Origin of the sequence: Streptomyces sp. NPDC101132, assembly GCF_044759225.1 — a bacterium.
In the GTDB taxonomy this organism is placed as follows: Bacteria; Actinomycetota; Actinomycetes; order Streptomycetales; family Streptomycetaceae; genus Streptomyces.
In genome coordinates, this window is record NZ_JBIVYX010000001.1 from 1 (window position 1) to 24,826 (window position 24,826).

Here is a 24,826-nt window from a genome sequence, read left to right on the forward strand (position 1 = left end):
CACCCCGGTCCGGAAGGCAAAACCCCTCGGCGGACAACCCCCGAAAAACGCCCCGGAGCAACACAAGCCACCACCCACCCCCACAGCCATCACCCGGCACCAAGGGGGAGGCATCCCCAGTGCCCCAGCACGCCTCCGGCCCCGCCCATGCGGGCGCGCACCCCCGTCCGTAGGCCCACCGCCCGGCTCAGCGCCATCCGGGCCGTCCGTGCCCCTTCATAAGCCGCCACAGATCGCTACGCGCTCCGGCCGTCACGCGACCCACGGTCCGTAGTGGCCGGACATAAGCCGCCACAGATCGCTACGCGCTCCCGCCGTCGCGCGACCCACGGTCCGTCGGGGGGACAGAAGGCGGCCAGGATCGCCCGGGGGGCCGCCGTCGGGTGTTGTCAGTGGCCGGGGCGGGGTGGTGGGCCCGTGGTCGGGTTTCGGGGGATCAGGCGGAAACCGGTGATCAGGTCCGGCTTGATGCGGAGGGTGCCGTGGGTTTCCTCGGCGACCCACGGCGTGAGCGTCCGCGCGTAGCGGTCGGCCGTCTCGGGGTCGGCGACCGGCAGCGCGTAGCCGGTGGCGACGACGCTCCAGCCGAGGCGGGTGCGCGGGTCGATGACGTCGGCCTCGTAGGCGACCACCACGCCCTGGGGGTCCGACGGGGTCATGAGGGAGGAGAGGGCGCCGTCCCCGTGGACCCGGACGATGATGGCGTCGCCGTCCATGAGGTGGTTGACCGGGCGCACCATCGGCAGCGCGTGCTGGGTGAAGACGATCCGGCCGAGCTGGACCGAGCCGAGCAGCCGCAGGGCCTCGGTGCGGTCGAGTTCACGCAGGCCCCGGGGCCCGGGCCGGTGGCAGACCGGTCGGCTGGTCGTACGGTTCATGGTCACATCCTTCGCTCGCCCGGGTGGCCGGCCCCGCGGCCGTACCCTGCCAGCGTCGCAGTGGCCCGCCCGCCGCGACCAGGGCCGAACGGTCCCGTCACGACGGCCGGTAGGCCAGGAACCGGTCGGCGCCGAGCAGTCTGAGGGCCGTGGCCGTCAGCTGCGGTACGCCGGTGAGCCGGAGGCGTGCCCCGGCGGCCCGGCAGGTGCGGTCCAGGTCCAGGAAGAGGTCGATGCCGGAGCTGTCGCAGAAGGTCAGGTCGGTGATGTCGAGGACGAGGTCGGGGCCGCCGGGCGCGATGTGGCGGGTCAGCGGGCCGCGGACCTGCGACGCGGTGTGTATGTCGAGTTCCCCCGAGAGCGCCATGCGGGTCGCTCCGTCGTGGTCGACGGCGGCTTCCAGAGCGATGAGGTCCGTGATCATGGCAGCTCCTTGCCGTGCCACCCGGCCGCCGTGGGTGGGCGCCGGGGGTGGTTCGTGGGTCTGACGTTGCCCACCCCATCGCACGGGAGGGGGAGTCGAGAAGGACCCCTGGGGCCCGGAGGGAGGGCCGAAGGTCCCTGTTCGGCCGCGGGGTGAAGAGGGACGTACGGCCCTGTCCGTTCGTCCCGGGGGCCGCCAGGATGACGTCGGGTGCCCGTCCAGGCGGGAGGGGCACCGCCGGAACGGAGTGCTGGGATGACCTACGACGACGGCGCCCGCGGGGCGGCAGCCCCGGTGCGGGTGTTCCTGCTCGACGACCACGAGGTGGTGCGGCGGGGGGTCCTCGACCTGCTGGAGGCGGAGCCCGACCTGACGGTGGTCGGGGAGGCGGCCACGGCCGAGCAGGCGCTGGCCCGGGTGCCGGCGCTGCGTCCGGACGTCGCCGTGCTCGACGTGCGCCTGCAGGACGGCGACGGTGTCTCCGTCTGCCGCGAGCTGCGGTCCCGGATGCCTGATCTGGCCTGCCTGATGCTGACGTCGTTCGACGACGAGGAGGCTCTGCTCGACGCGATCATGGCGGGGGCCTCGGGTTATGTGCTGAAGCAGATCCGCGGGACCGATCTGGTGACCGCGGTGCGGACGGTGGCCTCCGGGAAGTCGATGCTCGACCCGGGTGCGACCGCCCGGGTGATGGCGCGGCTGCGGGGTGAGCGGCGGCGGGAGGAGGAGACGGTGCCCGCGGGGCTGTCGCACCTGAGCGAGCGGGAGCGGGAGGTGCTGGGGATGGTGAGCGAGGGGCTGACCAACCGCCAGATCGGCGACCGGCTCTTCCTCGCCGAGAAGACCGTCAAGAACGTGATCTCCCGGCTGTTCGCGAAGCTGGGGGTGGAGCGGCGGGTGCAGGCCGCGGTGATCGCCAGCCGGCACCTCGGTGGTGGGGCCGGGGAGGCGGGGGACGATGCCGAGCGCGCGGAGCGGCGTACGGGGATCACGGGGATCGCCGGGGGGCTGCCCGGGGCTTCTTGATCTGGGGCCGCGGGGGGCCGGCCGGGTGTCCGTCTGGGCGCCCGGCCTCGTCGCGCCACCCCCCTGGCCGGGCGGGCGGCCCGCCAGGCCAGGGGGGTGGGGGACGGTTCAGGGGTGCGGGACCACGGCCACGGGGCAGTGTGCGTGGTGGAGCGCGGCGTGTGCCGTCGAGCCGATGCGCGGGCCGACCGGCGTGCGTCGCACCCGGCGGCCGACGACCAGCAGTGCGGCGCGGCCGGCGGCGGACAGCAGGACCTGGCCCGCGCTGCCGATCTCGACGTGCTCGGTCACCTGGACGTCGGGGAACCGTTCCCGCCAGGGTGCCAGGACGGCGCCGAGCGCCTTGCGCTCGTACGGTTCCAGGCCGCCGGCCTCGTCGGCGAGGGCCAGGGAGCCGGGGCTGTAGGCGTACAGCGGCGGCAGGCTCCAGGCCCGTACGGCGCGGAGGCGGGAGCCCCGGGCCCGGGCGGCTCCGAAGGCGAAGCGCAGTACGTCGGCGCTTTCGTCGGCGCCCCCCTGCACCCCGACCACGACCTCGCCGTCCGCACCGGGCCGGAACTCCTCCCCGCCGGGCGCGCGACGGCCCGGCCCTTCGGGGCCGGACACCAGGCGGTCCGGCTCCTTCCCGCCGGACGCGACACCGTCCGGCTTCGCGGCGCCGGACGCGACACCGTCCGGCTCCGTCCCGCCGGAGGCGTCACGGTGCGGGCCCCCACGGCCCGGCGTGGCGTGGTCCGGCAGGTGGTTCAGGTGGGTCCCGGGGCCGCCGGGGCGGCGGACGGACACCACCGGGCAGTGGGCCTCGGCGATCACTTGCTGCCCGTACGAGCCGAGCAGGAAGCCCAGCACCGCGCCGTGGCCGCGGCTGCCGAGCACCAGCAGTTCGGCGTCGCGCGACTCGCGCAGCAGGGCCGGTACGGCGTGCTCGGGCACCACGGTGGCGGTGACCTCCAGCTCCGGCCGGCGGTCGCAGACCCGGGTGAGGGCCGCTTCCAGCAGGACTCGTGCCCGCTCGGCCTCGGTCTCCGGGTTCTGCACGAGCGGCAGGTCCAGCGGTTCCCAGCGCCAGGCGTGCAGCAGCCGGAGGCTCGTGCCGCGGCGTACCGCCTCGTCGGCCGCCCACTCCGCGGCGGCCAGGCTCTCCGGGGATCCGTCCACGCCTGCGGTGATGCCTCGGGTGGTCATCGTGCTGCCCTTCGGGTCGTCGGGTGCCCTGTGCTCTTGCGGTCCCCCGGTCGTGCGGTGCCGCGGCCGTGCGCGTGCTCGCGCTCGCGCGGGGTTCCGTGCGGAGGGGCAGACGGGGGAGGCGCCCCTCCGCACTCCCAGCCTGTCGCGCCGCCGCGGCGCGGGCACCGGCCCGAAGGTCCCGGGACGGGGGACGGTGTTCCCTTGCCGTCGGGGGCGTGCTGTGCGAACCGTGCGGGCCCGTCGTGGTGGAGGGGAGACGCTGCCGAACGTATGTACCCCGGGCTGGAGACCCCGGCTCCGCTTGCGCGGGAAATCGAACAGGTGGCCTAATTCCGTCATGGCGCGAACCACCTTCCCCGATGACCTCCTGCTGACCCAGATCCATGTGATCCGGACGTACGCCGCCCTCGCGGCGCTCCCCCCGACCGCCGGCGCCACCGCGCTGCGGCGGCGGCTGATCCAGGAGCTCCGGTGCCTCTACGCCCACCCGTACTGGTCCGAGCCCGGCCACTCTTCCGCGTCCCTGGTGGAACTCCGCCGCCAGGCCCGCAGGCTCGCCTGGACGGTCGCGGCCTGAGCGCGGCGTCCTCCCGGCGTCAGCCGACTTCCCCAGACGGGGCCCGGGGCCTGGGGCGGGTCCGGGGCCTGGGCCGAGTCCGGGGCCTGGGCCGGGCCCGGGGGGGCCGGGGCCGGCCCGCCCGCCCTCCGCGTCAGCAGCGCGTCAACGGGCGGGGGGTCGGCATCAGGGTGGCGTCAGGGGTGGGCCGGATGCGGGACCCGGGGGCGAGCGGGCGGGCATGGTTCCGGTGGTGCGCCCGGCACCGCCTCCCCGCGACCGGGACGCCATCCTGCCGTCACAGGCCCCGAGGAGGCCCGCATGTGCACGTTCCGGTACGACGACGAACCCGACCCCGAGGAACGGACCCCGGCCGGACCCCTCTGCGTTCCGGTCCGGCCGGGTGCGCGCGAGGTCGCGGTACGCGTGTTCCGCACCCCGCTGGGCGAGCGGACCGCGGTGGGCTTCACCAGCCCCGCCCGGCTCGGCGCGACGCTCGGCGCCGGGCAGGCCTGGATCCGGCTCTCGGAGAGCGCGCTGCGCGCGATGACCGAACCCCTCGGCGTCCTCCTGCTGACGGTCGACCCGACGTTCACCGCCCCCGCCGTGACACCGGCACCCGCCACGCGACCCGTTCCGGGCGGGACGCCGGGCACGGACGGGACGCCGGGCACGGGCGGGACGCCGGGCACGGGCGGGGCGGGGCCGCGCGGCGGCGCGGTCGCCGCGCGGGGGGCCGCCTCGTGACCGCCGGCCTGATCGCGGCACCGGGCACCGGTACGGACGTACCGCTCGCCGTCTGGCCCGCGTCCACCGCGCCCCTCCCCCGCGGGGGCCTGTCCGTCGGCGGGGTCGACCTCGCGGAGGTCGCGGAACGCTTCGGCACCCCCGCCTACGTCCTGGACGAGGGCGAGGTGCGGGCGCGCTGCCGCGCGTACCGGGCCGCCTTCCCCGACGGCGAGGTGCTGTACGCGGCCAAGGCGTTCCTGTCGCGCGCGATGGCCCGCTGGGTCCGGGAGGAGGGCCTGGGGCTGGACGTGTGCTCGGCCGGCGAGCTGGAACTCGCCGTCACGGCGGGCTTCCCGCCCGGCCGGACCGTGCTGCACGGCAACGCCAAGTCACCCGCCGACATCGCGGACGCGGTGCGGCTCGGGGTCGGCCGGATCGTCGTGGACAGCACCTCGGAGATCGCCCGGATCGCCGCCGCGGTCGGCCCGCGCGGCCGCCAGAAGGTGCTGGTCAGGGTGGTGCCCGGGGTGTCCGCCGGCGGCCACGCGAAGATCCGTACCGGTACCGAGGGCCAGAAGTTCGGGCTGTCGGCGGCCGACGGTTCGGCCCAGGACGCGGTCGCCCGCGTGCTGGCCCGGCCGGAGCTGGAGCTCGCCGGCCTGCACTGCCACATCGGCTCCCAGATCACCTCGGCGGAGCCCTACCTGGCCGCCCTGCGCCGTATGACCGGGCTGCTCGCGCGGATACGGGACGACCACGGCGTCGCCCTGCCCGAGCTGGACCTGGGCGGCGGCCACGGCATCGCCTACCGGCCCGGCGAACCCGCCCTCGGCCCGGAGACGCTCGCCGCGGCCCTCCGTACGGAGCTGGCCGCGCGCTGCGGCGCCGCCGGGCTGCCCGTACCGCGGCTCAGCGTGGAACCCGGCCGCGCGGTGGTGGGGCCCGCCGGGGTCGCGCTGTACCGGGTGCTGGCCGTGAAGCGCACGGGCGGCACGGTGTTCGTCGCGGTCGACGGGGGCATGAGCGACAACCCGCGGCCCGCCCTGTACGGGGTCCGCTACGCGCCCCGCCTGATCGGCCGTGCCCCGGGGGCCGCCCCGCCGGTCACGGCCACCGTCGTCGGGCGCCACTGCGAGGCGGGCGACGTACTGGCCACGGACGTGGAACTGCCCGGGGACGTCCGTCCGGGAGACCTGCTCGGCATCCCGGCGGCCGGGGCGTACCACCTGTCGATGGCCTCGGCCTACAACATGGTCGGCCGGCCCCCGGTCGTCGCCGTTCACGAGGGGGCCGCCCGTCTCCTGGTCCGCCGCGAGACCCTCGGCGACCTGCGCCTCAGGGACGTGGGCGACTGAGGGTCTCCGGTGGTGGGCAGGGCCGGGCCGGTCAAGGGCCCGGCCGGTCAGGCCTTGCGGGTCAGGCCTTGCGGGTCAGGCCTTGCGGGTCAGCGGCTGTCCGGCGAAGCTCACGCCGCCCAGGCCGTGGGCGATGAGGTTGCGGATGTTGGCGTGATCGGTGTCGTCCGGCGTCGCCAGCACCTTGCGGTAGTGCCCGCCGAAGGCCAGCAGCGCCTCTTCGTCGCTCAGGCCTTCCAGCACGGCCAGGCCCAGCGTCTTGCAGGAGCCCTCGTTCTCGCCCGCGGCGTTCTCCACGTCACCGTTGCGGAAGGCCTGCGGCTGGTACTCGTAATGCGCGGCGACGAAGGCCAGGGTGTCGGCGAACTCGTGCTCACCCGACGCCAGGCTTGCCCGCAGCGAGTTCAGATCAGTCATGTTGTTTCCCCTGGTTTGAGCAGACGTTCCGATTGCCGTCCGTGACCGGACGACAATACCCGACCGGTTGCGGACCGGTGGGGCCCGGGTATCCGCCGCACGCAGAAGGCGCCGGAGAGGGAATTCCCTCTCCGGCGCCTTCCGGCCGGGCCGCTGGATCACTTGCCGAGCTTCTTCTTCACCTCGGCCTTGATGTCCTTCTTGATGTTCTTCACCGTGCCGCCCTTGCCCGTGCCGTCGCCGCCCACGGCGGTGGCGTCGCCGGTGTTCACGGCGTCCGCGCTGGCGTTGCCGCCGGTGGCGTTGCCCGTGGTGATGGTGCACTTGCCCTTGCAGCTGCCGACGCCGCTGTTCGCGTCACCGCCCTTGGCCTCGCCGCCGACGGTCGTGTTCTCGGCATTCGCGTCGCCGCCGGTACCGATGCCGTCGGCGCTGTCCGCCGGGGCGAGGGTGACGACCGACTGCGGGGCGGGAGCGGCCATCGCGGTCGCGGGGAGGGCGATGCCGCCGCCCAGCAGGGCGAGGGAGGAACCGGCCAGGGCAACGCGACGGGTCAGAGAGATCTGGAACATCGGAATTCTCCATTCGGTTTCGGAAGAAGATTTCGAACCACCCCCAATCGCCGGGGGAAATTCTCCGGCCTCCGGTTTCCCGGGGAGGAATTCCCCGGTGGGGCCGTGCTTCAAATAAACCGTGAACGGGGAACCCGGTCACGCCACTTCAATACGTGACTTGACGGCGGCGAGCGGTGTTGTTAAATTCCGCCGGCCGCGGGCGGGGGCGGGCAGCGGGTACCGTGCGCCCATGAAGATCATCGACTTGGAGCCGGGCGACCCCCGGCTCATCGGGGACCTGCTGCCCGTGCTGCGCGAGCTGCGGCCGCACCTCACGGAGGCGCTGCTGAAGAGCGTGTACGAGGAGGGGCACCCGCAGGGGCTGCGGTTCACCGCCGCGTACGACGCGGACGGGGCGTGCGTGGGGGCGGCGGGCTGGCGCACGATCGCCAACACCGTGGACGTCCGGAAGCTGTACGTGGACGACCTCGTGACCGCCGAGCGGGCGCGGTCGGGCGGGGTGGGGCGGGCGCTCCTCGGCCACCTGGAGGCCAGGGCCCGGGAGGCCGGCTGCACGCTCCTGGACCTCGACTCGGGTACGCAGCGCCTGGAGGCGCACCGCTTCTACTTCCGGGAGCGGATGGCCGTGACGGCGTTCCACTTCGGCAAGGACCTGACCTGAGGGATGCCCGGCCGGCCGCCGTCGGCGGTGGCCACGGCCGCGCCGGCGGCGGCCTCCGCGCCGGACCGCTCCCACGCCTCGCCCGGACGCCCCTGACAGCAGGGCCGGTTGACGCGTCGTCGGGTCCGTGCGCCGGCAGGCGCCTTCGCCGACCGCCCGGGCCGGGGCGTGGGGCCGTGGACCCGGACGGCGCGGGGTGGGTCAGGGGGCGATCGGCAGCTGTCGCTTGTGCTCGGTGGCGCGGTAGCGGTTCACGATCGTCTCGAAGGCGCGCTCCTCGACGGGCTTCCCCTCCAGGAAGTCGTCGATGTCGTCGTACGTGACGCCGAGGGCGTCCTCGTCGGCCTTGCCCGGGTCCAGGGTCTCCAGGTCGGCCGTCGGGACCTTCCACACCAGTTCGGCGGGCGCGCCCAGGGCGTCGGCCACGGCGCGCACCCGGCGCTTGGTGAGGCCGGTGAGCGGGACCACGTCGGCCGCTCCGTCGCCGAACTTGGTGAAGAAGCCGGAGACGGCCTCGGCCGCGTGGTCGGTGCCCACGACCAGGCCGTTCTGGGCGCCGGCCACCGCGTACTGGGCGATCATGCGCTGGCGGGCCTTGATGTTGCCGTGCACGAAGTCCTGGTGGTGGGCGTCGCGGAAGGTCACGCCGGCGGCCAGCGCGGCGTCGAGGGCGGCGTCGCTGGCGGGCTTCACGTCCACGGTCAGGACGTGGTCGGCCTGGATGAAGGAGAGGGCGAGCTGCGCGTCGCGCTCGTCCGCCTGCACGCCGTAGGGCAGGCGCATGGCGTAGAACCGCGCCTCGTGCCCGGCGGCGCGGGCCCGCTCGACGGCGAGCTGGCAGAGCCGGCCGGTGGTGGTGGAGTCGACGCCGCCGCTGATGCCGAGCACCAGGGAGCGCAGGCCGGAGGAGGTCAGCCGCTCGGCGAGGAAGGCCACCCGGCGCTCGATCTCCCGCTCGGCCTCGAAGGTCTCGGCGACCTGGAGGTCCCGGGCGATCTCCTGCTGGAGGGCGATGGACGCCGGCTCGCTCACTTCTGCTCCCTGTTCCGGTCGGGTGGTGCGGTGCACCTGGTGCTGTCGGGCCCCACCCTACCCAGCCGTGCCGCGGGGGTGCCGGTGGCCGGGGCCTGGTGACGGGGGCGGGGGAGGCGGGCTCGCCGCAGGACGCGAAGGACGCCGGAGGGGCCTGGGGCCCCTCCGGCGTCCTGTGCCGGGGCGGTCTACTTCTTGATCTTCTTCTTCACCTGCTCCTTGACTTCCTTCTTGATGTCCTTCTTGGTGACGGTGCCGCCGGTGCCGGTGCCGTCGCCGCCGACCGCGGTCGCGTCGCCGGTGTTCACGGCGTCGGCGCTGGCGTTGCCGCCCGTGGCGTTGCCCGTGGTGATCGTGCACTTGCCCTTGCACTCGCCGACGCCGGAGTTGGCGTTTCCGCCGGTGGCGGTGCCGCCGACCGTGGTGTTCTCGGCGTTGGCGTCGCCGCCGGTGCCGATGCCGTCGGCGCTGTCCGCCGGGGCCAGGGTCACCACCGCCTGCGGAGCCGGCGCGGCCATCGCGGTCGCCGGGAGGGCGATGCCGCCGCCCACCAGGGCCAGGGAGGAAGCGGACAGAACGACACGGCGGGTCAGGAAACGCTGGAACATGGGAATTCTCCATTCGGAAGAAGGTGGTGTGGCGAACCGCCCCGCAATTCCTTTTCGAGGCAATTCCTTTCCCTCTGTTCTCCGGGGAGGGATTCCCCGGTGAGGGCGTACTTCAAATAAACCCTGTGGGCGGCCCGTCGTCACGCCACTTGAATACGTGACTTGACACCGGGAAGGGATCTTGGTTGAATTCGCGGCCGCCCGGCCCGATGCGGCGTCTGGCGGGTCCTTTCGGCCGTACGGGTGGGCACCCGGGGGAAACCGCGCGGCACTCCGCCAGATCGCACCCGGGGCACGACCGGGGCGCTAACGTCGGCAGCACTTTGCCCGAGAACCCCCGGAGAATTCCGATGAACGAGCGTTCCTGGACCCGTCGTCTCGTGCTTGCCGCCGCTTCCGTGGCGCTGGCCGGCGGCATCGCCTTCCCGGCGACCGCGATGGCCGCGCCGGTTCCGCAGTACGGCCTCGACCTCGCCCGCGTCGCCGCGGTCCACCTCGGCGACCACGCACCCGGGTGCCTCGGCGCCTGTCACGGCAGCGTCAGCACCGCCGCGGGCGACGGCGCCCCGGCCGTGTGCGAGGGCCTGTGCCAGGGCAGCGTCAACACCGCGACGGGCCGCGGAGCCGCGGGCGTCTGCCGCGGACTGTGCGGCGACAGCGTCAACACCACGGTCGGGGACGGCGCGTACAGCGAGTGCCTGGGCCTGTGCGGCGACAGCACGAACACCGCGGTCGGCGACGGCGCCTCCGACGCCTGCACCGGGGTCTGCCACGGCAGTGTCAACACCGCGGTCAGCGAGGACGTGCTGAGTCTGGCCCAGGTGGACCGTGTGACGGCGACGGGTCAGGGCGCGCGGGCCGGCCGCGGCGGGGGCGGCGGCGGGGAGGGCGGCAGCAGCAGTGCGGACGCCATCGCCATCAGCGGTGACGCCAACGCGGAGAACACCACGGTCGGCGGCACGGCCACCAGCGGCAACGCCACCTCGGGCGGGGTGGGCACCTGCATCGGCCGGTGCACGATCGTCACCGGGGACGCGACGAGCGGCAACGCCAGCGCGGACGCCGTCAACGCCGGCGACGCGACCGCCGTGAGCGGCGACGCGACGGCGACGGGCGGCAGCGCCTGACCGTCGGTCGTACGCGGCAGGACGCCGGAGAGGTCGTGGCCTCTCCGGCGTCCTGCTGTGTACGGGCCCGCGGTGGCCCGTTTCCTCACTTGTTGAGCTTCTTCTGCGCCTTCAGCTCCGTCTTGAGCTTCTTGACGTCCTCCTTGGTCACCGTGCCGCCGGTGCCGGTGCCGTCGCCGCCGACCGCGGTCGCGTCACCGGTGTTCACGGCGTCCGCGCTGGCGTCGCCGCCCGTGGCGTTGCCCGTGTTGATCGTGCACTTGCCCCGGCAGCTGCCGACGCCGGAGTTGGCGTCGCCGCCGGTGGCGGTGCCGCCGACCGTGGTGTTCTCGGCGTTCGCGTCGCCGCCGGTGCCGATGCCGTCGGCGCTGTCCGCCGGGGCCAGGGTCACCACCGCCTGCGGAGCCGGCGCGGCCATCGCGGTCGCCGGGAGGGCGATGCCGCCGCCCACCAGGGCGAGGGAAGAACCGGCCAGAACGACACGACGGGTCAGGAAACGCTGGAACATCGGAATTCTCCATTCGGGGCGAAAGGGCTGTGAACCGTCCGCCGGAATGACCGGCGGGCAATTCTTGCGCTTCTCGTTTCCGGGGATCCGTTCCCCGGTGAGGGCGTGCTTCCAATAAACCCTGGTCCGCCAGTCCGGTCACGCCACTGCAATTCGTGTCTTGACGGCCGGTGCCGATCTTGGTAAAACTCCGCGGCGCGCGGCGCCGAGGCGGCGGAAACGCTTCTTCCCGGCCTTGTCAAGTAGCGAATAGCCGGGGCTGGGGACCGTCCCCTCCGGCGGGCACGGTGGCTGTCCAGGACTGAACCCAGACGAGGAAGACCCGTCATGACCGACATCGCCATCACCGGGCTCGGCTGCCGATTCCCGGGCGCCCCCGACGTCCGTGCGTACTGGAAGCTGCTGCTGAGCGGGGAACGGCAGTTCTCCGCCGTGCCGCGGGAGCGCTGGAACCACGGCACGTTCCACACGCCCGACGACCGGTCGGCGCCCCACGGGGCGTACACGGACCGGGTCGCCTTCCTGGACGACGTGGACCGCTTCGACGCCCTGCACTACGGGGTGCCGCCCGCCCGGGCCCGTGCCATGGACCCGCAGCACCGGCTGATGCTCGACGTGTCCCGCGAGGCCCTGGACGACGCGGGGCTGGGCCGGGGCGACTTCGACCGCGAGAACACCGGGGTCTTCTTCGGCGTGTCCGTCTCCGACTACAAGGACCTGATGACCGCCCCGCTGCGGGCCGTCGCCCTGGTCGACGGGACCGCGGGCGACGACCGGGGGCCGGCCTTCGACGTGCTGCGGGAGGAGGCGGGCCGGCTCGGCGCGATCCACGCGTTCACCCTGCCGGGCAGCCTCCTCAACATGGCGGCCGGCACCGTCAGCCGGCAGTTCGACCTCGGCGGCCCCAGCTTCACCGTCGACGCCGCCTGCTCGGGGTCCCTGGTGGCCCTGGACCAGGCCGTCGCCCAGCTCCGTCAGGACAACTGCCGGATCGCGGTCGTCGGCGGCGTGTTCGTCAACCTCACGCCGGACGGTCTGGTCGGGTTCTCCAAGCTGCGTGCCCTCTCGCCCACCGGGGTGTGCCGGCCCTTCGACGGCGCGGCCGACGGCTTCGTGCTCGGCGAGGGCGCCGGCGTCGTCGTCCTGCGGCCCCTGGCCGACGCGCTGGCCGCCGGCGACCGCGTCTACGCCGTGATCCGGGGTGTGGGCTCCGCCAACGACGGCGCGTCGCCCGGCCCCCTGGTCCCCACTCCCGAGGGCCAGCTCCGCGCGATGCGGCGGGCCTACCGGGACGCCGGGGTGCCGCCCTCGTCCGTGGGGTTCCTGGAAGCGCACGGGACGGGCACGAGCACCGGCGACCGCGCCGAGATCGAGGCGCTGCGCCGGCTGCGCACCGAGTACCCCGACGACGACCCCGCCCTGTGCTACTTGGGTGCGGGCAAGGCCCTGATCGGCCACTCCCTGTCGGCGGCCGGCGTCGCGGGGCTGATCAAGACGGCGCTGGTCGTGCACCACCGAACGATCGTGCCGCAGCCCCCGACCCGTCCCGATCCCGGGCTGGGCGTCTCCGCCGCCGGCCTGCGGTTCGCCGACACCGCACGCCCCTGGGCGAGCCCGGGCGCCCCGCGGCGCGCCGCCGTCAGCTCCTTCGGGTTCGGCGGCACCAACGTCCACGTGGTGCTGGAGGAAGCGCCCGCGGCCGGTGTGCCGGCCGGCGTGCCGCCGGTACGGACCCCCGCGCCCGGACCGCTGCTGGTGCTGCTGACGGCCGGCAGCCCGGAGCTGCTCGACCGGCACATCGGCGAGGTCCTGGACGCCCTCGACGGTGGCCCGCGCCCGCCGCTCACCGCGCTGGCCCACACCTTCGGCTCCCGTGCGCCGCTCGCCGCGCGGCTGGCGGTCGTCGCCACGGACACGGACGGCTTCGTGCGGCGGCTGCGGGACGCCCGCCGCCAGCTGGCCGACGGGGCGCGGGGCGACCTCGGCGACGGCGCGTACGCCGCCGACGCGCCGCTGCCCGCGGCCGCGCGCGGGGTCGCGTTCCTCTTCCCCGGCCAGGGCAGCCAGCGGCCGGGCATGCTGCGGGACCTGCACGACCGGTTCCCGGCCTTCCGTGCCTCGGTCGCCCGCCTCGGCGCCGTGGCCCGCCGGGACACCGGCCTCGACCTCACGGACCTGCTGTACGGGGCCCCTGCGGGTGGCCGTGCCGGGACCCCTGCCGGGGGCCTCCCCGGGGGTCCGGCCGGGCCCGGCGCGGAGGCGCCGACGGCGGACGCCGGTCAGGACGCGAGTGCCGGAAGGACCACTGACGCCGGGGAGGCGGACAGCGCCGGACGGGGAACCGACAACGTCGGGCGGGGCGGCGGGCACGCGGAGGCAGCCGGGCGCGGATCCGGCGACGGGTCCGTGGAAGGCGACGCGGCGGCGCGGCGGCGGCTCGCCGCCACCGATGTCTGCCAGCCACTGCTCGGCACCGTCCAGCTCGCCGTCACCCGGCTCCTCGCCGACTGCGGCGTCACCCCCGGCCTCACCCTGGGCCACAGCGTCGGCGAGTTCGCCGCCGCCGCGGCGGCCGGCGCGCTGACCTCCGAGGACACCGTGCGGCTGCTGGTCCACCGGGGCGCCGCGCTGCGCCGGGCCGGGGACGGCGTACGGGGCGGCATGCTCGCCGTACAGACCGACAAGGAGACCTGCCGCCGGCTCACCGACGGCATCGACGACGTGTGGCTCGCCTGCTTCAACCAGCCCCGGCAGGTCGTGGTCAGCGGCACCCCGCACGGACTCGACGCGATGCGGCGGGCCTGCGCGGAGGCGGGCGTGGTGACGGTGACGCTCGACGTGTCCGACGCCTTCCACTCGCCCCGGCTGGCCGCCGCCGAGGAGTCGATGCGGGAGGACCTCGCGGGGCGCCGCCTCGGCCGGCCCTCGCTGCCGTTCGTCTCCTCCGTGGACGCGCAGGTCTGCACCGACCCGGAGCGGCTGCGCGACCTGTGGGCCCGCCACGCCTCGGCCCCGGTCCACTTCGGCGACGCCGTCCGGACCGCGTACGAGGCGGGCGCCCGCGTCTTCGTCCAGGTGAACGGGGGCGGCTCGCTGCTCACGTCGGTACGGCGCAACCTCCCCGGCGTGGACGACGTGTACGTGGTCCCGGCCGCCTCGGCCGACCCGGACGGCGGGCACGGCTTTGTACGGGCCCTCGCCCGGCTCGCCGTCCTGGGCGTACCGGTCGACCCGCAGGCGCTGGTGCCGCGGGAGGCCCGCCGCCTGGTCGACCTGCCGGTGGCCCGCCTGGACGGCCAGCCGTACTGGGTCCCCGGCGCCCGCCCGCCCCGCCAGGCCCCCACACCGGCCACGCCCGACACGGCCGCCCCTGCGACAGCTCCGCTCCCGGCCACGCCCGACGCGGCCGTTGCCTTCGCCACCGCGTCCTCCCAGACCCGCAAGGCCCGGGGCAACACGGCCGCCCCCGCCCCCTCCTCCGCCTCCGCGACGTCCCCGGCGGATTCCGGCGTCCCGGTCGGCGTGCCCGCCACGACCGACGCCTCCGGCCCGGCCGGCGCATCTCTCGTGGCCGGCGCCGGCGGGCCGGTCGGCCCGGTGTCCCAGCCCGTACCTCCCGTGGAGGATCCGATGCGCTTCCCCGAGAGCCACCCGATGGACGACCTGCGGCACCTGATCGAGCAGCAGGTGGCCCTGATGAAGCGCCTCGGCGGGGCGCTTCCCGCCCCCGGTCCGGAGGTCCGTACGGACGCCACGCCCGTACCCCGAGCCGAGGCCGAGGCCGACGTCGAGGTCGTCGGGGCCCCGGTCCCCGGGTCCGTCGGGGGTCCCGGCGCCGGGACGGACGCCGTGCCGCGGTCCGGCGGGGTCGTCGACTCGGTCCTCGCCCAGGTGGCCCGGATCAGCGCCTTCCCCGTGGATCACCTGCACCGCGACCAGCTGCTGGTCGACGACCTCGGGTTCGACTCCCTCATGCTGACCGACCTGTTCACCTCCCTCCGGCGCGAGTGGCCGCACTGGAGCTTCGACGAGCGGGCCGCCGACCGGCCGACCGTCGGGGGCCTCGCCGCCCTCATCGCGGCCGGCGCACCGGACACGGCGCCCGCCGCTCCCGTCCCCGGCCAGCGCGGCGAGTACGTGGACCACTCCCCCGAACCCGTCGTGCCCGCCCAGGAACCCACTGCCCTGCCCCCGGAGCACACCCGCATCGAGAGCTTCCCCGAGGTCGCGGCGCACGCCGAACGGTTCGCCGCGCTCGATCTGCTGGGCCTGCCGAACCCGTACTTCCTCGTCCACGAGGGCGGTCTCACCGACACCACCGTGGTCGACGGACGCCGGCTGATCTCCTTCTCCGGCTACAACTACCTCGGCCTGGCGGCGCACCCGCAGGTGACCGGGGCGGCCCGGGAGGCCATAGCCCACCACGGCACCTCCGTGTCCGCCAGCCGCCTGCTGTCCGGCAGCCGGCCGCTCCACCTGGAGCTGGAGTCGGAGCTCGCCGGCTTCCTCGGCTGCGAGGCGGCGCTGACCCTGGCCAACGGCCACGCCACCAACGTCACCGTGATCGGGCACCTCGTCGGCCCCGGAGACCTCGTGGTCCACGACGCCCTCGCCCACGACAGCATCCTCCAGGGCTGCCGGCTGTCCGGGGCCACCCGGCGCCCCTTCCCGCACAACGACGCGGCGGCCCTCGACGCGCTCCTCGGACGGGTCCGCCACCAGTACCGGCGGGTCCTGGTCGTCGTCGAGGGCGTGTACAGCATGGACGGCGACATCGCCGACCTCACCGCGCTGGCGGAGGTCAAGCGCCGGCACGGCGCGCTGCTGATGGTCGACGAGGCGCACAGCGTCGGGACGATCGGCGCGACGGGCCGCGGTGTCGGCGAGTACACGGGTGTCGGCCGGAGCGACGTCGAACTGTGGTCCGGCACGCTGTCCAAGGCCCTGGCGAGCTGCGGCGGGTACGTGGCCGGGAGCGCGGCGGTCGTGGAGTACCTGCGGTACACGGTCCCCGGCTTCGTCTACAGCGCCGGCATGACCCCGGCCGACACCGCCGCGGCGTTGGCGGCGCTCCGGGTGCTGCGGGCGGAGCCGGAGCGGGTGGCGCGGCTCGCCGAGAACGCGGCGCTGTTCACCCGGCTGGCGCGCGAGGCGGGCGTCGACATCGGCGAGAGCCACGACACCCCGGTCGTGCCCTGCATCACCGGCGACTCACAGCGGGCGCTGCGCCTGGCGGAGGCCCTGTTCCGGCGGGGTGTCAGCGTGAACCCGATCCTGTATCCGGCGGTGCCCGAGGACCTGGCCCGACTGCGGTTCTTCGTCACGGCCGAGCACACGCCGGAGCAGATCCGGCGGACGGTGTCCGCGCTGGACGACGAGCTGCGGCGGCCGTCGGCGGCCGCTCCGGCGGCCTGAGGCGGCGGCCATGTTCTCGGATGCGGTCACGGTTGGGCAGCCGGTCACGGGGGCGGACGCGGTCACGGGTGGGGAGGCTGTCACGGGTGGGGATGCGGCCTCGGGCGCGGCCGGGGCCGTGGGTACGGGCGTGACGCCGGGCCCCGGGTTCCCGGCGCTCGCGCCGGGCCGGGTCCACCGCTGGGGCGGGGCCCTCCTCGTCGTGGCGCTGCGGTCCGGGCTCCCGGGCACCGTGCGGCCGGTGCCGCTCTCGCCGGCCGAGCGGCGCGTGGCCGACGCGCTGCCGGCCTGGCGGCGGGCGGAGTGGACGGCGGGCCGGCTGCTCGCCAAGCACCTGGTCGCCGCGTACACGGGCGCCGCGGCGGACGCGGTGGAGGTCCTGCCGCGGGCCGACGGCAGTCCGTACGCGCTCCTGCACGGCCGCCCGGTGGCCGCCGTGCACCTCTCCGTCAGCCATACGGCCCATCGGGTCGCGGCGGCGCTCGCGCCCGGACCGGTCGGGGTGGACCTGTGCGAGACGGCCGCGGCGGACACCGTACGGCGGATCGGCGACCACGCGTTCTCGCCCGCGGAACAGGCGCTGATCGGCACCGGCCCCCCGGAGGGCCCGGCGGCGGCCTGGGCCCTGAAGGAGGCCGCGGTGAAGGCCGACCGGACCGGCGTCTTCGGGGCCGCCCCGCGGCGGGTTCCGCTGCTGGGCCTGTACCCGCCACGGCTCGGCGGCGGCCGCCGCGCGGCGGCCTGGCGCGTGACCGGGACGGGAAGCGGGGCCGGGACGGAGCGTGCGGCCGGGACGGGAAGTGGAGCCGCGAAGGGCACGGCGGGAGGGCCAGTGGCGGCCGCCGGAGGCGCGCCCGCCCCGGGCGACGCGGTGCTCGCGCTCGTACGCGCACCGGCGGCGCGGGCGACACCGGCGCGCGGCACCGGCAGCCCGGCCTGGCAGCCCGGCCCGGCCTCGTAGCCCGGCCCGGCCCGGTGGTCGGTGTGCCGGCCGACGGGGGGCGTGGCACTGCGTTGGTGCTCTTCCGGGCACTGGATCATGCTTGTCAGTGGAGTCCCTGGCCATGCGGGTTTCCCCTGGGACGGCGGCGTAGGAACGACCGAGGGCGAGATGAGCGGCGATGGAGCGAGTTCCCACCCCTCCCGGCGACCGGCCGGAGGAGACGGACGCCTCCCGTGAGCCGGCGTACACGGCCAGGGCCACCATCAACGAGCAGGGCGTCGTCACCGAGTGGAGCGAGGGCGCCAGCCGGCTGCTCGGCTACTCCCCCGCCGACGTCGTGGGGCAGCCCGCCGCCCGCCTGCTCGCCGACGCCGACGCCGAGGCGGACGGCGGCGCGGCCCGGCGGCTGCCGGCCGGGCAGCAGCGGTGGAGCGGCACGCTCGCACTGCGGCACCGGGACGGCCGCCGGCTGGAGCGGGCGCTGCTGGCGCACCGCTGGACGTCCACCGGCGGGAACGCCAAGTGGTCCGTGGTGTCGGCCGTCGCGCCCGACCGCCGTACGGCCCCGGACGGGCCGCTCCCGGAGTGGGCCTTCGCCCAGTCCCCCTGTTTCCAGGCGATCTTCGACGAGGACCTGCGGCTGGTCCGGGCGAACGCCGGCATGGAGCGGACCCTGTCCCTGACGGAGGCGGAGATGCGCGGGCTGCGGCTGCCGGAGATCGCGCCCGACCCGGCGAGCGACGAGACCGAGCGGCGGATCCGCGCCGTGCTGGAGACGGGCGAGGCGCAGCACGCCAGCTCGTTCGTCCGGCCCGCCGGGGGCGACGAGCAGGTCTGGTCGACCTCTCTGGACCCGCTGCGCGACGCGGACGGGCGGGTGCGGGCGGTGTGCCTGACCGCGCACGAGCGGACCGCGGCGGGCGCCGGGCGGGCGCTGCCGGACGACGGGTTCGGGGCGCTCATCGGCACGACGACGGACGCCTCGCGCACCGCGCAGGAGCTGGCCGATTTCGCCGTGCCGCGGATCGCCGACCTCGCGGTCGTCGACCTGCTGGAGGCGGCGCCCCGCGGCGGGGATCCGTCCGCGGCGGCCGTGCCGGGCCAGGTGACGATGAGCCGTACGGCGGTGCGGTCGGTCCTGGAGGGGAACCCGGAGTCCCGGGTGCCGGTCGGCGGGGCGACGGTCTACCCGCCGCTGTCGCCCCCGGCCGACTGCCTGGCGTCGGGGCGCGGCGCGGTGTACGCGACGACGGACACGGCGGTGACCCGGTGGATGGCCGAGGATCCCGGTGCCGCGTGGATCGGCGAGTACGGGACCCACTCGATGATGGTGGTGCCGCTGCGCGCGGACGGCGTTCCGCTCGGGGTGGTGCTGTTCAGCCGCCAGCAGCACCGGGAGCCGTTCCAGCAGGAGGACCTGTGGCTGGCGGAGCGGGCCGCGGCCAGGGCGGCGGCGGTGATCCACGGCTCCCGGCGGCAGGTGCGGGAGCACACGAGCACGATGACGCTCCAGCGCAGCCTGCTGCCGCAGACGCTGCCCGACCAGTCGGCGCTGGAGATCGCCACGCGGTACCTGCCGGCGGCGAGCGAGGCCGGGGTGGGCGGTGACTGGTTCGACGTGATCCCGCTGTCGGGGGCCCGGGTGGCGCTGGTCGTGGGCGACGTGGTGGGCCACGGGATCCGGGCCTCCGCGACGATGGGGCGGCTGCGGACCGCCGTGCGGACCCTGGCGGACGTGGACCTGCCGCCGGACGAGCTGCTCACGCACCTGGACGACCTGATCATCCACCTGTCGGCCGACGAGGCGGACCGGGACTCGTCCGGGGGCATCGGCACGACCTGCCTGTACGTGGTCTACGACCCGGTGACCCGGCGCTGCACGCTCGCCCGGGCGGGCCACCCGCCGCCGGCCGTGGTGTCCCCCGAGGGGTCGGTGTACCTCCTGGACGTGCCGGCCGGGCCGCCGCTGGGGCTGGGCGGTCTGCCGTTCGAGACGGTGGAGGCCGAGCTGCCCGAGGGCAGTGTGCTGGCCCTGTACACGGACGGGCTGCTGGGGGCGCGGGAGCACGACATCGACGAGGCGCTGGACACGATGTTCGCGGCGCTGGCGCGGCCGGCCACGTCGCTGGACACCGTGTGCGACCGGGTCCTGACGGCGCTGCTGACGCACCGGCCGGAGGACGACGTGGCGCTGCTGGTCGCGAAGACGCGGGCGCTGCACGAGGACCAGGTCGTGGTGTGGGACCTGGAGTCCGATCCGTCGGTCGTCGCGGACGCCCGCCGGCAGGCCACCGACCAGCTGACCGTGTGGGGGCTGGAGGAGGCCGCGTTCGTCACCGAGCTGCTGGTGAGCGAGCTGGTCACGAACGCGATCCGGTACGGCAAGCCGCCGGTCCAGCTGCGGCTGATTCACGAGGACGCGACGCTGATCTGCGAGGTCTCCGACGGCAGCAGCACGGCGCCGCACATGCGGCGGGCCCGCACCTTCGACGAGGGCGGGCGGGGTCTGCTGCTGGTGGCCCAGTTGGCGCAGCGCTGGGGTTCGCGGCCTGCGGCGAACGGCAAGACGATCTGGGCCGAGCAGTCGCTGGTGGGGTTCTGAACGGGTTCACGGGGACGCCGGGGCGGGGGCCGGCGGTTCCCGTGTGACACGCCTGTGACAGTCGGCGGACAGGGTCATGAACTCCGGCGCGCACAGTTTTCGGTAGGGACAAAAAGCGACATTCCGCAATAAGTCCCCTGCTTCCGAGGGTGTGAGCAGCGATGACCGAACCGATTCGTCGGAGGAAATCCCATGAGCCTCACCCTCACCGCGCCGCAGACCCAGACCCAGACCCCGGCCGCCGCTCCGGCCGCCACCGCCGAGGCCCCGGTCCCCTCCCTGGCCCCGCGTGAGGAGGAGGCGCTGCGCCACATCGCCGCCGGGTGCACGTACCTGCAGACGGCCCGCAACATGGGCCTGTCGAAGCACACGGTCGACGCGTACCTGCGCCGCATCCGGGCCAAGCTGGGCATCAGCAGCACCGCCGAGATGACCCGCATGGCCATCGCCATGGGCCTGTGACCCGGCGGGACGGCACGGACGGACGACCGAGACGTTACGGGGGGGGGACGAACCGGCGGTCTACGGACCGCCGGTTCCGCTGTGGAAGACCGGCCTCGCCCAGGCCGGGGGCTCGGGTACCGGACCGGCGGACCCGGGGGGCTCCGGGGCCTGGGAGGGCTGGGAGGGCTCGGGGGACGCGGCGGGCCCGGGAGGGGCGGCGGGCGGGGCGGCGTCGGCGGTGGCGATCCGCATCGCCCCGACGAACTCCAGACAGGAGGTGTACCGGTCCTCCGGCACCTTCGCGAGGGCCCTGGCCAGTACGTCGGCCGCGGCGGGCGCGACGTCCGGCCGCTTGTCGGTGAGGCGGGGCGGCGGGTCGTACTGGTGGGCCCAGAGCAGGGCCGCGCTGTCCTCCCGCCGGAAGGGCGGCTCGCCGGCCAGGGTCTCGTAGACGACGCAGGCGAGGCTGTAGAGGTCGCACCGGCCGTCCACGGGGCGGCCCGAGATCTGTTCCGGCGCCATGTAGTCGAGCGTGCCGACGAACTCGCCGGCGGTGGTGAAGCCGGTCAGCGCGAGGGACTTCTTGGTCAGGCCGAAGTCCGTGAGGTAGACGTGCTCGGGGTGGTCGCTGTCGGTGCCCGCGGCGACCAGGATGTTGCCCGGTTTGACGTCCCGGTGCACCAGGTCGTGCCGGTGGGCGGCGTCCAGCGCGGAGGCCACCTGGGCGGCGATGCGCAGGGCGGTGGTGACCGGGAGCGGGCCCTCGCGGTCCAGCAGTCCGCGCAGGTCGGGACCGGGGACGTACCGCATGGCGATGTAGAGGACGCCGTCCGTCTCGCCGGCCTCGAAGATCGGCACGATGTGCGGGTGGTCGAGGGAGGCGGCGACCCGGGACTCGTGGGTGAAGCGGCGGCGGAAGGTCTCGTCACGGGCCCGGTCGGGGGTGATGAGCTTGAGGGCGACGGTCCGGTCGAGGCGAAGGTCCTTCGCGCAGTACACGACGGCCATCCCGCCGCGGCCGAGCAGCCGCTCGATGCGGTAGTCGGCGATCCGCTTCCCGATGAGGCCGGAGGGCCGGCCCGTGTACGCGCCCAGGTTCGATGCCGTGCCCATGAGGCGTCTCCTCGCGCCGCCACCACCTGAAAGTCTAGGCGCGTACGGCCGGGGCCGCCCCGGGGCGGGCCGCCGGCCGGGCCGGCTCCCCGCTCAGTCGACGGCGGGACCGACCGGGAAGAGGTCGATGGTGCCCGTCAGGTCGAGGAGGCGCAGCATCTGGTGGCTGGGGGCCGCCAGGCTCACCGTGTGGCCGCGCTCCAGGGCGGCGAGCCGCCCGTCCAGCAGGGCGTTGAGTCCCGAGGAGTCGCAGAACGACGAGTTGCTGAGGTCGACGACGATCTCGGCGGGTGCCTCGGCGCCGGCGACCAGGGTGTGCAGGGCGTCGCGCAGGTCGCCCGCGTGGTTGATGTCGAGTTCACCGGTCACCCGGATGACGAACCGCCGCCGGCCGGTGCCTCCCTCCTGCTGACGTTCCGCCTGGACGACCTCGATCAGACTGCTGCCGGATCCCATGATCCCGTCACCTCCGGGTTCCTCCAGGGCACCTGCCCGGTGGGCGGCCGTCCATGCGCCGCGGGGCGGCCCGTGGGTCACGGCCGGGTCGGGCACCTTGCGTCAGGGGTGGCCGGACGCCCGGCGGCGGCAGCCCCGGGCCCGGGCGAGGAGTTCCTGCACGCGCTCGCCGACCTCTTCGGGGCCGCGGGCCGGGGCGGCGAAGGGCAGGCGTACGTCGTACCGCGCGGCGGCGTGCTCGATCCGCAGGGTCAGCCCGCCGCGGTCCAGGGACAGCGGGGTCACCCGCTCGGCGTCGCGCGTGAGCCGCGGGTCGGCGAGCCGGGCGAGGGAGGCGACGACGCCGCCGTGCCCGTCCACGAGGTGGGTGAGCATGCCGGCCTCGTACGCGGCGAGGTCGTCCGGCCGGGCCAGGGCGAAGGCGTCGAGGCCGAGCGCGGCCGGGCCGTCCCCGGTGTCGAGGTCGACGTGGGCGGCGTCGAGGCGGAGTTCGGCGTGTGCCCCGTCGTCGAAGGTGCGGCCGGTGGCGGTGAGCCAGCCGGCCAGGGTGACGCGGGCCCGCACGCGGTCGCGTACGGCGACGGGGGCGACGTCGGTGAACTTGAGCAGTGCGGACAGGCTGCCGCGCGGGGCCAGCGCGACCTCGGCGGCCAGTCGGCAGTCGGCGGGCACGCGCAGCAGCACGCGGCCGTCGTCGGCGACGCCGTGCAGCCCGCCGCCGACGAGGTCGCAGTCGTGCGAGCCGGTCACCACGGTCAGCGAGTCGGCCGCGGCCAGCACGGTCCGGGCTCGCTGTGCGGACGTGGGACCTGCCACGAGGACGTCGTGTGCACCCATCCAGAACTCCCGAGAACTAAGGTAAGGCATACCTAAGTCACCCTAGCCCCTTCCGTGGCCGCCCCACCACCCCCGCCCCGACGCGTCAGCCGTCCGGACCGCCTCCGCGGCGGCCCGCGCCTGCGGGCCTCGGGCGGGACCGGCGGCCGTGCGCGGGGAGCACCACGGTGATCGTCTTCCCGGCGCCGTGGGGCTCCGCCACGACCCGTTCGGCGATCCGGTTGATCATGAGCCAGCCGAAGCGGCCCGGGACGTCGGCCGGGGTGGGCCGGTCCACGGGCAGGTCCTGCCGGGCGTCGGAGACCTCGATCACGGCGCTGGACTCCAGGCAGCGGATCCGGAAGGCGGTGACGCCGCCCGCGTGCCGGCGGGCGTTGGAGACCAGCTCGGTCACCACGAGGAGCGCGTCGTCGGCCTCGGTGCCCGTGACGCCGCGGGCGGCGAGCACGAGCCGGGTGACGTCCCGGGCCCGCTCGCAGGTGAAGCCGCCGGCTGCTCGCGGTCGCACGGTCCTCCTCCTCTCGCCCGCGGTCGTCGGATGCGGTGCCGCCGCCCCCGTTCCCTGTTCCGGCCGCTCCCTCCCGGCAGCCCCGTACCGGCGTCTTCCCCCAGGCACCGTCCGAAACCCCCCGCGGGGGTGCGCGGCGGGTCAGTCCCCGGCTGGTGTCCACAGGTCGGCGAGGTGCGCCGCGCCGGGCCCGAGCCGCTCCCACGGGCCGTCCAGGGTGAGCACGACCACGGCGGCGGTGGGCAGTCCGTCCTCCAGGGTCCGCCGCAGCCGCTTCGGGCCGCCGCCGCACAGGGTGACGGCCAGGTCGTGGACGGCCGGATTGTGGCCGACGAGGAGTACGCCGGCCAGTTCGGGGGCCGAGCCGCGCAGGACGGCCAGGAGGTACGCGGCGTCGGCGTGGTACAGCTCCTCGGAATAGGAGGCGGGCGGCGGCGCGGACAGCTGGGGAACCATCATCTGCCAGGTGCGGCGGGCGCGCACCGCCGTGGAGCACCGGGTGAGGTCGAAGCGGTGCCCCGACTCCTCCAGCCAGCGCCCGGCGCGGGCGGAGTCGCGGCGGCCGCGGCCGGTGAGGTCGCGGTCGGGGTCGTCGGCGGTGTGCTTGGGCACCGCCTTGCCGTGCCGGACGATCAGGATCCGGCGCTCGCGGGTCTCGGTCACGGGAGGGCTCCTCCGTCGCGGGCGGTCGCGCGGCTCAGAGTTCGCGGAGCGCGGGCAGGAGTTCGGCCTCGGCCCACTCCAGGAACGGGGCCTGGTGCCGTCCGCCGATCTGGACCAGCGCGATCTCGGTGAACCCGGCGTCGACGTACCGCCGTACCGCGTCGACGAAGGCCTGCGGGTCGTCTCCGCAGGGGATCTCCTTGGCGACGTCCTCGGGGCGGGTGTGCTCGGCGGCCGCGGCGAAGCCGGCCGGGCCGGGGAGTTCGGCGTTGACCTCCCAGCCGGCGGCGGACCAGCGGAACTGGTCGTGGGCGCGGGCCACGGCCGCGTCCCGGTCCGGGTCGTAGCTGAGGGCGAGCTGACCGACGACCGGTTTGCCGGTGCCACCGTGCTCCCCGAAGGCCGTCACCAGGTCGCGGTCCGGCTCGATGGCCACGAGCAGGTCGCCGTGGCGTCCGGCGATCTCGCACGAGCGCGGTCCCGAGGCGGCGATGCCGATGGGCGGGGGTTCGTCGGGGAGGTCCCAGAGCCTGGCGTTCTCGACGTCGAAGTGGTTGCCGTGGTGGCTGACGAGTCCGCCGCCGAACAGGGCGCGGATGATGCCGGCCGCCTCCTCCAGCATCTCCAGCCGGACGTGGGGGGGGGGGGCCCCCCCCCCCCCCCCCCCCGCCCCGGGGGGCGGGCCCCCCCGCCGCCCCCCCCCGCCCCCCGCCCCCCCCCCGCGGCGACAAGGTGGGCGGCGGGGCCGGAGCCCCCCGCGG

Annotated in this window: 23 protein-coding genes and 1 pseudogene; 10 read left to right on the forward strand and 14 right to left on the reverse strand. The window is 75.4% G+C overall.

Going from position 1 to position 24,826, the window contains the following annotated elements; translation table 11 throughout:
- Positions 1–389 precede the first annotated feature (389 nt).
- On the reverse strand, positions 390–878 hold the full coding sequence (locus tag ACIQUR_RS00005) for a pyridoxamine 5'-phosphate oxidase family protein (RefSeq protein WP_403655946.1): 489 nt from the start codon (positions 876–878) through the stop codon (positions 390–392).
- 97 nt (positions 879–975) lie between these two features.
- On the reverse strand, positions 976–1,302 hold the full coding sequence (locus ACIQUR_RS00010; protein WP_403655949.1) for an STAS domain-containing protein: 327 nt from the start codon (positions 1,300–1,302) through the stop codon (positions 976–978).
- Between the two features lie 255 nt (positions 1,303–1,557).
- On the opposite strand from ACIQUR_RS00010, the gene ACIQUR_RS00015 reads away from it, so the two are divergent.
- The gene (locus ACIQUR_RS00015) at positions 1,558–2,328 is read left to right on the forward strand and encodes a response regulator (protein WP_403655952.1); all 771 of its coding nucleotides are present in this window, start codon (positions 1,558–1,560) and stop codon (positions 2,326–2,328) included.
- 108 nt (positions 2,329–2,436) lie between these two features.
- Here ACIQUR_RS00015 and ACIQUR_RS00020 read toward each other — a convergent pair whose 3' ends face one another.
- The gene (locus ACIQUR_RS00020) at positions 2,437–3,513 is read right to left on the reverse strand and encodes a universal stress protein (protein WP_403655955.1); all 1,077 of its coding nucleotides are present in this window, start codon (positions 3,511–3,513) and stop codon (positions 2,437–2,439) included.
- A gap of 340 nt (positions 3,514–3,853) precedes the next feature.
- On the opposite strand from ACIQUR_RS00020, the gene ACIQUR_RS00025 reads away from it, so the two are divergent.
- From ACIQUR_RS00025 to lysA, 3 genes are all read left to right on the forward strand, one after another.
- Entirely contained in the window at positions 3,854–4,093 is a 240-nt protein-coding gene (locus ACIQUR_RS00025; protein ID WP_403655958.1) for a hypothetical protein, read from the forward strand.
- A 300-nt stretch (positions 4,094–4,393) separates the two neighbouring features.
- The gene (locus tag ACIQUR_RS00030; RefSeq protein WP_403655961.1) at positions 4,394–4,819 is read left to right on the forward strand and encodes an SAV_915 family protein; all 426 of its coding nucleotides are present in this window, start codon (positions 4,394–4,396) and stop codon (positions 4,817–4,819) included.
- Complete coding sequence (gene lysA, locus ACIQUR_RS00035) at positions 4,816–6,156, forward strand: diaminopimelate decarboxylase (protein WP_403655964.1); 1,341 nt, start codon at positions 4,816–4,818, stop codon at positions 6,154–6,156. The genes ACIQUR_RS00030 and lysA overlap by 4 nt, the downstream gene beginning before the upstream one ends.
- A 75-nt stretch (positions 6,157–6,231) precedes the next feature.
- Here lysA and ACIQUR_RS00040 read toward each other — a convergent pair whose 3' ends face one another.
- Positions 6,232–6,573 (reverse strand): HopJ type III effector protein, encoded by a 342-nt coding sequence (locus tag ACIQUR_RS00040; protein ID WP_403655967.1) that lies wholly within the window; start codon positions 6,571–6,573, stop codon positions 6,232–6,234.
- 158 nt (positions 6,574–6,731) lie between these two features.
- On the reverse strand, positions 6,732–7,145 hold the full coding sequence (locus ACIQUR_RS00045; protein WP_399956425.1) for a hypothetical protein: 414 nt from the start codon (positions 7,143–7,145) through the stop codon (positions 6,732–6,734).
- A 232-nt stretch (positions 7,146–7,377) separates the two neighbouring features.
- On the opposite strand from ACIQUR_RS00045, the gene ACIQUR_RS00050 reads away from it, so the two are divergent.
- The gene (locus ACIQUR_RS00050) at positions 7,378–7,809 is read left to right on the forward strand and encodes a GNAT family N-acetyltransferase (protein ID WP_403655971.1); all 432 of its coding nucleotides are present in this window, start codon (positions 7,378–7,380) and stop codon (positions 7,807–7,809) included.
- Between the two features lie 201 nt (positions 7,810–8,010).
- On the opposite strand, the gene nadE is transcribed toward ACIQUR_RS00050, so the two are convergent.
- Positions 8,011–8,841 (reverse strand): ammonia-dependent NAD(+) synthetase, encoded by an 831-nt coding sequence (nadE, locus tag ACIQUR_RS00055; protein ID WP_403655974.1) that lies wholly within the window; start codon positions 8,839–8,841, stop codon positions 8,011–8,013.
- A gap of 188 nt (positions 8,842–9,029) precedes the next feature.
- A complete protein-coding gene (locus tag ACIQUR_RS00060; RefSeq protein WP_403655977.1) occupies positions 9,030–9,449 on the reverse strand; it encodes a hypothetical protein in 420 nt (139 codons plus the stop codon).
- 350 nt (positions 9,450–9,799) lie between these two features.
- On the opposite strand from ACIQUR_RS00060, the gene ACIQUR_RS00065 reads away from it, so the two are divergent.
- Positions 9,800–10,576, forward strand: coding sequence for a hypothetical protein (locus ACIQUR_RS00065; protein ID WP_403655979.1), 777 nt, complete (start codon positions 9,800–9,802; stop codon positions 10,574–10,576).
- A gap of 85 nt (positions 10,577–10,661) precedes the next feature.
- On the opposite strand, the gene ACIQUR_RS00070 is transcribed toward ACIQUR_RS00065, so the two are convergent.
- Positions 10,662–11,084, reverse strand: a complete 423-nt coding sequence (locus ACIQUR_RS00070; RefSeq protein WP_403655981.1) for a hypothetical protein — start codon at positions 11,082–11,084, stop codon at positions 10,662–10,664.
- A 327-nt stretch (positions 11,085–11,411) separates the two neighbouring features.
- Here ACIQUR_RS00070 and ACIQUR_RS00075 point away from each other — a divergent pair, with 327 nt between their 5' ends.
- The 4 genes from ACIQUR_RS00075 (at position 11,412) to ACIQUR_RS00090 (ending at position 20,506) form a co-directional block, all read left to right on the forward strand.
- On the forward strand, positions 11,412–16,499 hold the full coding sequence (locus tag ACIQUR_RS00075; RefSeq protein ID WP_403655983.1) for an aminotransferase class I/II-fold pyridoxal phosphate-dependent enzyme: 5,088 nt from the start codon (positions 11,412–11,414) through the stop codon (positions 16,497–16,499).
- A gap of 130 nt (positions 16,500–16,629) precedes the next feature.
- On the forward strand, positions 16,630–17,460 hold the full coding sequence (locus ACIQUR_RS00080) for a 4'-phosphopantetheinyl transferase family protein (RefSeq protein ID WP_403655987.1): 831 nt from the start codon (positions 16,630–16,632) through the stop codon (positions 17,458–17,460).
- 160 nt (positions 17,461–17,620) lie between these two features.
- Complete coding sequence (locus ACIQUR_RS00085; protein ID WP_403655990.1) at positions 17,621–20,044, forward strand: SpoIIE family protein phosphatase; 2,424 nt, start codon at positions 17,621–17,623, stop codon at positions 20,042–20,044.
- 192 nt (positions 20,045–20,236) lie between these two features.
- Positions 20,237–20,506, forward strand: coding sequence for a response regulator transcription factor (locus ACIQUR_RS00090; protein WP_403655993.1), 270 nt, complete (start codon positions 20,237–20,239; stop codon positions 20,504–20,506).
- Positions 20,507–20,566: 60 nt separating this feature from the next.
- Here ACIQUR_RS00090 and ACIQUR_RS00095 read toward each other — a convergent pair whose 3' ends face one another.
- The 6 genes and pseudogenes from ACIQUR_RS00095 to ACIQUR_RS00120 all read right to left on the reverse strand — a co-directional run.
- Entirely contained in the window at positions 20,567–21,601 is a 1,035-nt protein-coding gene (locus ACIQUR_RS00095) for a serine/threonine-protein kinase (RefSeq protein WP_403655996.1), read from the reverse strand.
- A 93-nt stretch (positions 21,602–21,694) separates the two neighbouring features.
- Positions 21,695–22,057, reverse strand: a complete 363-nt coding sequence (locus tag ACIQUR_RS00100; protein ID WP_403655999.1) for an STAS domain-containing protein — start codon at positions 22,055–22,057, stop codon at positions 21,695–21,697.
- Positions 22,058–22,159: 102 nt separating this feature from the next.
- Positions 22,160–22,894 carry a DUF2470 domain-containing protein gene (locus ACIQUR_RS00105; RefSeq protein WP_403656002.1) on the reverse strand — a complete coding sequence of 245 codons (735 nt, stop codon included), beginning with the start codon at positions 22,892–22,894 and terminating at the stop codon, positions 22,160–22,162.
- Positions 22,895–22,979: 85 nt separating this feature from the next.
- Entirely contained in the window at positions 22,980–23,402 is a 423-nt protein-coding gene (locus ACIQUR_RS00110; RefSeq protein WP_403656005.1) for an ATP-binding protein, read from the reverse strand.
- A gap of 141 nt (positions 23,403–23,543) precedes the next feature.
- Positions 23,544–24,065, reverse strand: coding sequence for a SixA phosphatase family protein (locus tag ACIQUR_RS00115; RefSeq protein ID WP_403656007.1), 522 nt, complete (start codon positions 24,063–24,065; stop codon positions 23,544–23,546).
- A 34-nt stretch (positions 24,066–24,099) separates the two neighbouring features.
- A pseudogene (locus ACIQUR_RS00120) lies at positions 24,100–24,711 on the reverse strand (TIGR03557 family F420-dependent LLM class oxidoreductase); the annotation flags it as partial.
- Positions 24,712–24,826: the final 115 nt, after the last annotated feature.

Coding starts and splice junctions, on each gene's coding strand:
- ACIQUR_RS00005 (WP_403655946.1), bottom strand. CDS start 878: ATGAACCGTACGACCAGCCGACCGGTCTGCCACCGGCCCGGGCCCCGG.
- ACIQUR_RS00010 (WP_403655949.1), bottom strand. CDS start 1,302: ATGATCACGGACCTCATCGCTCTGGAAGCCGCCGTCGACCACGACGGA.
- ACIQUR_RS00015 (WP_403655952.1), top strand. CDS start 1,558: ATGACCTACGACGACGGCGCCCGCGGGGCGGCAGCCCCGGTGCGGGTG.
- ACIQUR_RS00020 (WP_403655955.1), bottom strand. CDS start 3,513: ATGACCACCCGAGGCATCACCGCAGGCGTGGACGGATCCCCGGAGAGC.
- ACIQUR_RS00025 (WP_403655958.1), top strand. CDS start 3,854: ATGGCGCGAACCACCTTCCCCGATGACCTCCTGCTGACCCAGATCCAT.
- ACIQUR_RS00030 (WP_403655961.1), top strand. CDS start 4,394: ATGTGCACGTTCCGGTACGACGACGAACCCGACCCCGAGGAACGGACC.
- ACIQUR_RS00040 (WP_403655967.1), bottom strand. CDS start 6,573: ATGACTGATCTGAACTCGCTGCGGGCAAGCCTGGCGTCGGGTGAGCAC.
- ACIQUR_RS00045 (WP_399956425.1), bottom strand. CDS start 7,145: ATGTTCCAGATCTCTCTGACCCGTCGCGTTGCCCTGGCCGGTTCCTCC.
- ACIQUR_RS00050 (WP_403655971.1), top strand. CDS start 7,378: ATGAAGATCATCGACTTGGAGCCGGGCGACCCCCGGCTCATCGGGGAC.
- ACIQUR_RS00060 (WP_403655977.1), bottom strand. CDS start 9,449: ATGTTCCAGCGTTTCCTGACCCGCCGTGTCGTTCTGTCCGCTTCCTCC.
- ACIQUR_RS00065 (WP_403655979.1), top strand. CDS start 9,800: ATGAACGAGCGTTCCTGGACCCGTCGTCTCGTGCTTGCCGCCGCTTCC.
- ACIQUR_RS00070 (WP_403655981.1), bottom strand. CDS start 11,084: ATGTTCCAGCGTTTCCTGACCCGTCGTGTCGTTCTGGCCGGTTCTTCC.
- ACIQUR_RS00075 (WP_403655983.1), top strand. CDS start 11,412: ATGACCGACATCGCCATCACCGGGCTCGGCTGCCGATTCCCGGGCGCC.
- ACIQUR_RS00085 (WP_403655990.1), top strand. CDS start 17,621: ATGGAGCGAGTTCCCACCCCTCCCGGCGACCGGCCGGAGGAGACGGAC.
- ACIQUR_RS00090 (WP_403655993.1), top strand. CDS start 20,237: ATGAGCCTCACCCTCACCGCGCCGCAGACCCAGACCCAGACCCCGGCC.
- ACIQUR_RS00095 (WP_403655996.1), bottom strand. CDS start 21,601: ATGGGCACGGCATCGAACCTGGGCGCGTACACGGGCCGGCCCTCCGGC.
- ACIQUR_RS00100 (WP_403655999.1), bottom strand. CDS start 22,057: ATGGGATCCGGCAGCAGTCTGATCGAGGTCGTCCAGGCGGAACGTCAG.
- ACIQUR_RS00105 (WP_403656002.1), bottom strand. CDS start 22,894: ATGGGTGCACACGACGTCCTCGTGGCAGGTCCCACGTCCGCACAGCGA.